Annotated in this window: 4 protein-coding genes; 3 read left to right on the forward strand and 1 reads right to left on the reverse strand. The window is 71.0% G+C overall.

The features are described from left to right. The first annotated feature begins 29 nt into the window (after window positions 1-29). Both GQQ93_RS09090 and GQQ93_RS09095 read left to right on the forward strand, forming a co-directional pair. Window positions 30-1,343 carry an alpha-hydroxy-acid oxidizing protein gene (locus GQQ93_RS09090; RefSeq protein ID WP_157423890.1) on the forward strand — a complete coding sequence of 438 codons (1,314 nt, stop codon included), beginning with the start codon at window positions 30-32 and terminating at the stop codon, window positions 1,341-1,343. 125 nt (window positions 1,344-1,468) lie between these two features. Continuing rightward, window positions 1,469-2,854 (forward strand): glycine--tRNA ligase, encoded by a 1,386-nt coding sequence (locus tag GQQ93_RS09095; protein ID WP_157423891.1) that lies wholly within the window; start codon window positions 1,469-1,471, stop codon window positions 2,852-2,854. A 63-nt stretch (window positions 2,855-2,917) separates the two neighbouring features. Here GQQ93_RS09095 and hrpA read toward each other — a convergent pair whose 3' ends face one another. Beyond that, window positions 2,918-6,961, reverse strand: a complete 4,044-nt coding sequence (gene hrpA, locus GQQ93_RS09100; RefSeq protein WP_157423892.1) for an ATP-dependent RNA helicase HrpA — start codon at window positions 6,959-6,961, stop codon at window positions 2,918-2,920. Between the two features lie 117 nt (window positions 6,962-7,078). Between hrpA and GQQ93_RS09105 the strand changes: the two genes are divergently transcribed. Further along, window positions 7,079-7,906: an aldo/keto reductase gene (locus GQQ93_RS09105; protein WP_157423893.1), complete on the forward strand. Its 828-nt coding sequence runs from the start codon at window positions 7,079-7,081 to the stop codon at window positions 7,904-7,906. The last annotated feature ends 263 nt before the right edge of the window (window positions 7,907-8,169 follow it).

Here is an 8,169-nt window from a genome sequence, read left to right on the forward strand (position 1 = left end):
GGCACCGACGATCGCGAAGGAGCGGATCGATGTCAGACGACGGTCGCGGGTACGGGCGCGCCACGCAGTCCGAGGTGTACCGGGCGGGGCTCTCGGGCATCCGGCCCGCGGTGCCGGTCGACGTCCATGCGCTCGAGCGCGCCGCCCGCAAGGCCGTGTCGGCCGAGGCGTTCGCGTACCTCGCGGGCGGCGCGGGCGCCGAGGCCACCATGGCCGCGAATCGCGCGGCGTTCGCGCGCCGGCAGATCTGGCCCCGCGTGCTTCGCGACGTCTCGACGCGGGACCTGTCGATCGAGCTCCTCGGCCGCCGCCGCGCCACGCCGTTCATCCTCTCGCCGATCGGGGTCGCCGAACTGGCTCACCCCGAGGCCGATGTCGCGGTCGGCCGGGCGGCGGCGGCGCTCGACGTGCCGTACGTGCTCTCCAACCAGGCGTCGCGCCCGATGGAGGAGGTCGCCGCGGCGATGGGCTCGCGGTCACGATGGTTCCAGCTGTACTGGAGCGCCTCCGACGAGCTGAACGAGTCGTTCGTGCGGCGCGCGGAGGCGGCCGGATGCGAGGCGATCGTCGTCACCCTCGACACGCACCTGCTGGGCTGGCGCACCCGCGATCTCGACGCCGCCTTCCTCCCGTTCACGCGCGGGCAGGGCATCGCGCAGTACACGAGCGACCCGGTGTTCGCCGGGCTCGTCCGCGAGCGTGCGGCCAGGTCGGCCGGTGCGGGCGCAGCTTCGGCCGCCCGCCCGAAGGTCACACCCACCCTGCTCGCCTCGGCGTTCGCGATCGCCCGCTCGGGTGCGCACACGCGACTCGTCGACGGCGGCGTCCGGGAGGCGCTGCGCTCGCCGTTGCCGCGCGCGGCCGTCGAGACCTTCCTCGACGTGTTCAGCGATCCTGCGCTCACGTGGAAGTCGCTCGCGAAACTGCGCGAGTGGACGTCGTTGCCGGTGCTGCTCAAGGGCGTCATGCATCCGGATGACGCAGCGCGAGCCCTCGACCACGGCGTCGGCGGTCTCGTGGTGTCGAATCACGGCGGTCGTCAGATCGACGGATCCGTCGCGACGCTCGACGCGCTGCCCGGCGTGGTCGAACGGGTCGCCGGGCGGGTTCCCGTGATCCTCGACAGCGGGGTGCGGGGCGGGGCGGATGCGTTCATCGCGCTCGCGCTCGGCGCGACCGCGGTGGGCATCGGCCGGCCCTACGCGTACGGGCTCGCGGTCGCCGGCGCAGACGGCGTGCGCGAGGTGGTTCGCAACCACATCGCCGAACTCGACCTCACGATGGGGCTCGCGGGCCATCGCTCGGTCTCGGAGATCGGGCCCGACTCGCTGCGGGCGGCCTGAGCTGCGGCATCCGCTCGCCTGCCGTCGACCGCTCGCCGGAACCTGCGGGCCCGCGACCGCCCGTAGGATGGTGGCACCGTGTCGTTTCCGGGAATCCCCCGATCTCTAGGACCATTGGAGCCACCGTGGCCGCACCCAGCCGTCTCGAATCCGTCATCGCCCTCGCCCAGCACCGGGGCTTCGTCTTCCAGGCCGGCGAGATCTACGGCGGTTCCCGTTCTGCGTGGGACTACGGCCCCCTCGGTGTCGAGCTGAAGGAGAACATCAAGCGCCAGTGGTGGCGCTACATGGTCACCCGCCGCGACGACGTCGTCGGCCTCGACTCGAGCGTCATCCTGCCGAAGCAGGTCTGGGTCGCCTCGGGTCACGTCGGGGTCTTCACCGACCCGCTCGTCGAGTGCCTCCACTGCCACAAGCGCTTCCGCGAAGATCACCTCCTCGAGGCCTTCGAAGAGAAGAAGGGCCGTGCCCCCGAGAACGGCATGGGCGACATCGCCTGCCCGAACTGCGGTACCCGGGGCCAGTGGACCCCGCCCCGCGACTTCAACATGATGCTGCAGACCTACCTCGGGCCCGTGCAGGACGAATCGGGCATGCACTACCTCCGCCCCGAGACCGCGCAGGGCATCTTCACCAACTTCGCGAACGTGCTCCAGGCTGCGCGCATGAAGCCGCCGTTCGGCATCGGCCAGATCGGCAAGTCGTTCCGCAACGAGATCACGCCGGGCAACTTCATCTTCCGCACGCGCGAGTTCGAGCAGATGGAGCTCGAGTTCTTCGTCGAGCCCGGCACCGACGACGAGTGGTTCCAGTACTGGCTCGACTACCGCTGGAACTGGTACGTCGACCTCGGCGTCGACCCCGAGAACCTGCGCCGCTTCGAGCACCCGCAGGAGAAGCTCAGCCACTACTCGAAGCGCACCGTCGACATCGAGTACCGCTTCGGCTTCACCGGCGGCGAGTGGGGCGAGCTCGAGGGCGTCGCCAACCGCACCGACTTCGACCTCTCGACCCATTCCGAGCACTCGGGCAAAGAGCTGAGCTACTTCGACCAGTCGAAGAACGAGCGCTGGATCCCGTACGTGATCGAGCCCGCGGCGGGCCTCACCCGCTCGCTCATGGCGTTCCTCGTCGACGCGTACCACGTCGAAGAGGTGCCGAACGCGAAGGGCGGCGTCGACACCCGCACCGTGCTGAAGCTCGACCCGCGCCTGTCGCCGGTCAAGGCCGCGGTGCTGCCGCTCAGCCGCAACGAGAAGCTCTCGCCGCTCGCTCGCGAGGTCGCCGCCTCGCTGCGCCAGCACTGGAACGTCGACTTCGACGACGCCGGTGCGATCGGCCGCCGCTACCGCCGTCAAGACGAGATCGGCACCCCGTTCTGCATCACGGTCGACTTCGACTCGCTCGACGACAACGCCGTCACGGTCCGCGACCGCGACACCATGGAGCAGCAGCGCGTGCCGCTCGCCGAGCTCGAGGGCTTCCTCGCCGCGCGTCTCGTCGGGGCGTAGCAGCCGTCTCGCGAAGGCGGGTGCCCGAGTGGCGCCCGCCTTCGGCGTTCTCGCCCGCCCGGCTCAGCCCTTCGCGGCGAGCACCTTGGTGATCCGCTGCAGCGACACGCTCTCGGCCGCCCGCAGCTCTTGCGCGAAGAGGCTGATCCGCAGCTCCTCGATGAGCCAGCGCGCCCGCACGAGGTTCGCGGGCGAGCGCGGCGCGAGGGGGATCGTGCCGCCGGCGTCGGCGAAGCGCCCGAGCGCGACCTGCACCTCGTTCATCCAGACGCGGTCGCGGCCCGGGTTCTGCTCGAGCTTGCCGACGCGCATCGTGACGCCCTCGAGGTAGCGCGGCAGGTGCCGCAGCCGTTCGAGTCCGGTGCGCGAGACGTAGCCGGAGAACACGAGCCCGTCGAGCTGTGCGCGCGCGTCGCCGAGCGCGGGCAGCAGGGCGAGGCTCGTCGCCGACTTGACCGCCTTCTCGGCGGCCCGCAGGGCGACGAGGGTGCTCGCGACGAGCGAGACGGTCTCGAACATCGTGTTCATGACGACGCCCGAGATGCGGTCGCGCACGGTGTCGAACTCGAGCTTCGTGAAGAGCATGCCGTCGTCCTTCACCCGGTACAGCACGTCGTCGACGCAGGCGACGAGGCAGTCGGCGAAGAGCGCCGCGGTGTTCGGGTAGGGGCTCGTGGCGAGCACGAGCTTCTCGTTGCCGGTGAGGTGCTGCTGCACGTAGTTCACGGGCGACGGGGTCGCGAGCATGAGCAGTCGGCGGATGCCCCCGGGCATCGCGGCGGCCTGGTCCTCGGGGGTCGCGAGCAGGCGGATGCTCACGGTCTCGCCGTCGTCGACGAGCGCGGGGTAGGCGCGCACCCGGTTGCCGCCGACGTCGGTGTCGACGTGGCGCGGGAGCTCGGGGAAGTCCCACTTCGTGAGCCCGCTGCGCTCGAGTCCGCCGCCGGCGCCCGGGCCGCCGCCGAGGGCCGAGGGGCTGATCGGTCCCTGCCCGGCTGCGACGTCGACGGCTCTCGGCCCGCGTCGCCGCTGCTCGCCCGCGCCGCCCGCCGCGAAGGTGCCGGCGACGGCGTCGCGCGCACGGTCGGAGAACTGCGCCTGGAGCGCCCGCAGGTCCTTGCCCACGCCGAGCTGCTTGCCACGCCCCTCGACCACGCGGAACGACATCTGCAGGTGCGGCGGGATCCGGTCCATCGCGAAGTCGGCGCCCGTGACGGGTGTGTGGGTCAGCCGCTTGATGACGCCGGCGACCTCGTCGGCGAAGGAGGTCTGCGCCGTGGCATCCTGCCCGTCGAGCTCGGCGACGATCTTCGCAGCCCAGTCGGCCGCGGGCACGACGTTGCGCCGGATCACCTTCGGGAGCGCCTTGATCATCGCGGTCACCAGCTCGGCGCGGAGGCCCGGCACCTGCCGGTCGAAGCCCTCGGGCCGCAGCCGCGCGAGCAGCACGAGCGGCACCTGCACGGTCACCCCGTCGTCGGATGCCCCGGGCTCGAAGCGGTAGCGGAGGGTCAGCGTCTGGTCGTCCTGCTGCCAGGTCGGCGGGAACGCCTCGTCGTCGATCGCCGGCGCATCGTCGGGCGCGAGCGTCTCGGCGGTCATCGTGAGCAGGCCCTGGTCGAGCTTCTTCGCGTCGCGCCACCAGGTCTCGAACAGCCGCGTCGACGTCACCTCGGCCGGGATCCGTGCGTTGTAGAAGTCGTAGACGGCCTCGTCGTCGAAGAGGATGTCCCGCCGGCGGCTGCGCTCCTCGACCGCCTCGAGTTCGGCGCGCAGCCGGCGGTTGCGCCGGTCGAACTCGAACAGCGGGTCGCGTCGGGTCTCGTTCGGCCAATCGCCCTCGACGAGGGCGTGGCGGATGAACAGTTCGCGCGCGTAGGGCGCGTCGATGCGGGCGAGCTGGATGCGTCGGCGCTCGACGATCGGCACGCCGTAGAGCGTGACCTTCTCGTACGCGACGGCCGAGCCCTGGCGCTTCTCCCAGTGCGGTTCGCTGTGGCTGCGCTTCACGAGGGCTCCGGCGAGCGGTTCGGCCCACGCCGGGTCGATCGCCGCGTTGGTGCGGGCGAACAGGCGACTGGTCTCGACGAGTTCGGCGCTCATGACCGCGGCCGGCGGCTTCTTGGCGAGTGCCGAGCCCGGGAACACGACGAAGCGGGTTCCGCGGGCGCCCAGGAACTCGGACTGCTGGCGGCGGCCGCGACGTTCGGCGTCGCGCGCCGCCCCGGTGCCGCCGCGCCCGCTGCCGGTCTTCGCGTCGTCGCGGAGGCCGAGCTGCGAGAGCAGCCCCGAGAGCAGCGCCTTGTGGATGCCGTCGGCCTTCGCTCCAGCGGGCGCTGCCGGTTCGGATGCCTCGCGCGCGACCTGCAGGCCGAGCGGCTTCGCGAGCCGCACGAGCTGGCGGTACAGGTCCTGCCACTCGCGCACGCGCAGGTAGTTCAGGAACTCCGAGCGGCACATGCGGCGGAAGGCGCTGCCCGAGAGCTCTCGCTGCTTCTCCTCGAGGTGGTTCCAGAGGTTCAGGAGCGTGAGGAAATCGCTGGTCGGGTCGACGAAACGGGCGTGGAACCCGTCGGCCTGCTCGCGCCGGTCGAGCGGGCGCTCCCGCGGGTCCTGCACGGTGAGGCCGGCGACGATCGCGAGCACCTCGCGCGAGACGTCCTGCGTCTTCGACTCGAGCACCATGCGGGCGAAGCGCGGCTCGATGGGCAGTCGCGAGAGCTGCCGTCCGACGCGCGTGAGCTTCGGGCCCTCGCTCGACGCGCCGCCCTCGAGCGCGCCGAGTTCGCGCAGCAGGTCGACGCCGTCGCGGATGCCTCGGCTGTCGGGCGGGGTGAGGAACGGGAACTCCTCGATCGGGCCGAGTCCGAGCGAGGCCATCTGCAGGATGACCGCGGCGAGGTTCGTGCGCAGGATCTCGGGGTCGGTGAACTCGGGGCGGCGCTCGAAGTCCTCTTCGGAGTACAGGCGGATCGCAATGCCGTCGCTCGTGCGGCCCGAGCGACCCGAGCGCTGATTCGCCGAGGCCTGGGAGATCGCCTCGATCGGCAGGCGCTGCACCTTCGACCGCACCGAGTACCGGCTGATGCGCGCCGTACCGGCGTCGACGACGTAACGGATGCCGGGCACCGTCAGGCTCGTCTCGGCCACGTTCGTCGCGAGCACGACCCGGCGGCGGAGCCCCGCCACCTTCGACGGCTCGAACACCTTGTGCTGGTCGGCCGATGAGAGCCGGCCGTAGAGCGGCAGCACCTCGGTCTCGCCGCCGCGCCCGCCGCCTGCGGACGCGTAGTGCCCGCGCACCGCCTGCTCGGCGTCGCGGATCTCGCCCTCGCCCGAGAGGAAGACGAGCACGTCGCCGCGCGACTCGCGGTCGAGTTCGTCGAGGGCGTCGAGGATGCCCCGTTGCACGTCCTTGTCCTCGGCTGCGGCGCCCTCGTCGTCGGCGTCCTCGCCGGTCTCGCCCGACGCCTCCGCGACGAGTGGGCGGTAGCGCACCTCGACGGGGTAGGTGCGACCCGAGACCTCGATGACGGGAGCGGGCGTGCCCGAGCCACCTTCAACTGGCACAGTCTCGAAGTGTCTCGCGAAGCTCTCGGGGTCGATCGTCGCGCTCGTGACGATCACCTTGAGGTCGGGGCGGCGGGGGAGCAGCCGCTTCAGGTAGCCGAGCAGGAAGTCGATGTTGAGGCTGCGCTCGTGCGCCTCGTCGATGATGATCGTGTCGTAGCGACGCAGCTCGCGATCGCGGTGGATCTCGTTCAGCAGGATGCCGTCGGTCATCACCTTGATGCGGGTCGCCTCGCTCACCTGGTCGGTGAAGCGCACCTGGTAGCCGACGAGTCCGCCGAGCTCGACGTCGAGCTCCTCCGAGATGCGTTCGGCGATCGTGCGCGCCGCGATGCGGCGGGGCTGGGTGTGCGCGATGGAGGTGCGCCCGAGCTCGAGGCAGATCTTCGGCAGCTGGGTGGTCTTGCCCGACCCCGTCGCGCCCGCGACGATGACGACCTGGTGCGCCTCGAGCGCGCGCGCGATCTCCTCGCGCTGCGCGGAGACGGGCAGCTCGGCGGGGTACGTGATCGCGGGGATCGGGCTCGGCGAAGTCATCAGCCCTCCATCGTAGGACGGCGCCTTCCTCGGCGCCCCCTCGACCGCATCCATCGGGATTCGCGGGGAGCGAACCGCCCTGTCGCACCGCCCGGCCGGCGTGGTGGGATGGCGGGCATGACGGTTCCCCGTATTCAGCTCAACGACGGCCATTCGATCCCGCAGCTCGGATTCGGAGTGTTCAAGGTCGATCCGAAGGAGACCGAGCGCATCGTGGCCGATGCGCTCGAGGTCGGCTACCGGCACCTCGACACTGCGCGCATCTACGGCAACGAGGAGGGGGTCGGCCGGGCGATCGCCGCCTCGGGCATCCCGCGCGAGCAGTTGTACGTGACGACGAAGCTCTGGAACGACGACCAGGGCACCGCATCGGTGCACGAGGCGTTCGACGCGAGTCTCGAGCGCCTCGGCCTCGAGTACGTCGACCTCTACCTGATCCACTGGCCGTCGCCCGCACGGGATCGATACGTCGAGACCTGGCACGCCTTCGAAGAACTGCGCGGCTCGGGGCGCGTGCGCTCGATCGGCGTCTCGAACTTCCTCGTGCCGCACCTCGAGCGGCTGCTCGGCGAGAGCGATGTCGTGCCGGCGGTCGACCAGATCGAGCTGCACCCGGCGCACCAGCAGCCGGCGACCGCCGCCTTCGCGGAGGAGCACGGCATCGCGATCGAGGCGTGGGGTCCGCTCGGGCAGGGCAAGTACCCGCTCTTCGAGCTGCCCGAGATCGCCGGAGCGGCGGCGGCCCACGGCAAGTCGCCGGCGCAGGTCGTCATCCGCTGGCACCTGCAGCGCGGGCACATCCTCTTCCCGAAGTCGTCGACCCGAGCTCGCATGGCCGAGAACTTCGACGTCTTCGACTTCGAGCTCGGCGAGCCCGAGATGAATGCCATCACCGCACTCGAACGCGAGGGCCGCGTGAGCGCACACCCCGACGAGGTGAACTGAGCCTCGAGCGGCGGATTCGCGGATCCGGTCGGCATCGCCGGCCGGATTTCGCGCTTCACCGGGGCTGTTTCAGCCGGTCGATCGTCGACCGCCGTTCGCGACACGCCCGGGATGCGGGGTGGATTTGTGGGTGGTGGGGGTGGTCGCGTAGATTTTCTCTTGTCGCCGCGGCGGCCGGGAAGCGCGAGAGTGGGGCCCGGGTCGAGCGGTGGTGGTTCTAGCCAAATAACCTCGAAGGCGCAGGATTGCGACTCGGTGATTTC

The sequence above is a fragment of the Agromyces lapidis genome, from assembly GCF_009749405.1.
In the GTDB taxonomy this organism is placed as follows: Bacteria; Actinomycetota; Actinomycetes; order Actinomycetales; family Microbacteriaceae; genus Agromyces; species Agromyces lapidis.

Coding starts and splice junctions, on each gene's coding strand:
- GQQ93_RS09090 (WP_157423890.1), top strand. CDS start 30: ATGTCAGACGACGGTCGCGGGTACGGGCGCGCCACGCAGTCCGAGGTG.
- hrpA (WP_157423892.1), bottom strand. CDS start 6,961: ATGACTTCGCCGAGCCCGATCCCCGCGATCACGTACCCCGCCGAGCTG.
- GQQ93_RS09105 (WP_157423893.1), top strand. CDS start 7,079: ATGACGGTTCCCCGTATTCAGCTCAACGACGGCCATTCGATCCCGCAG.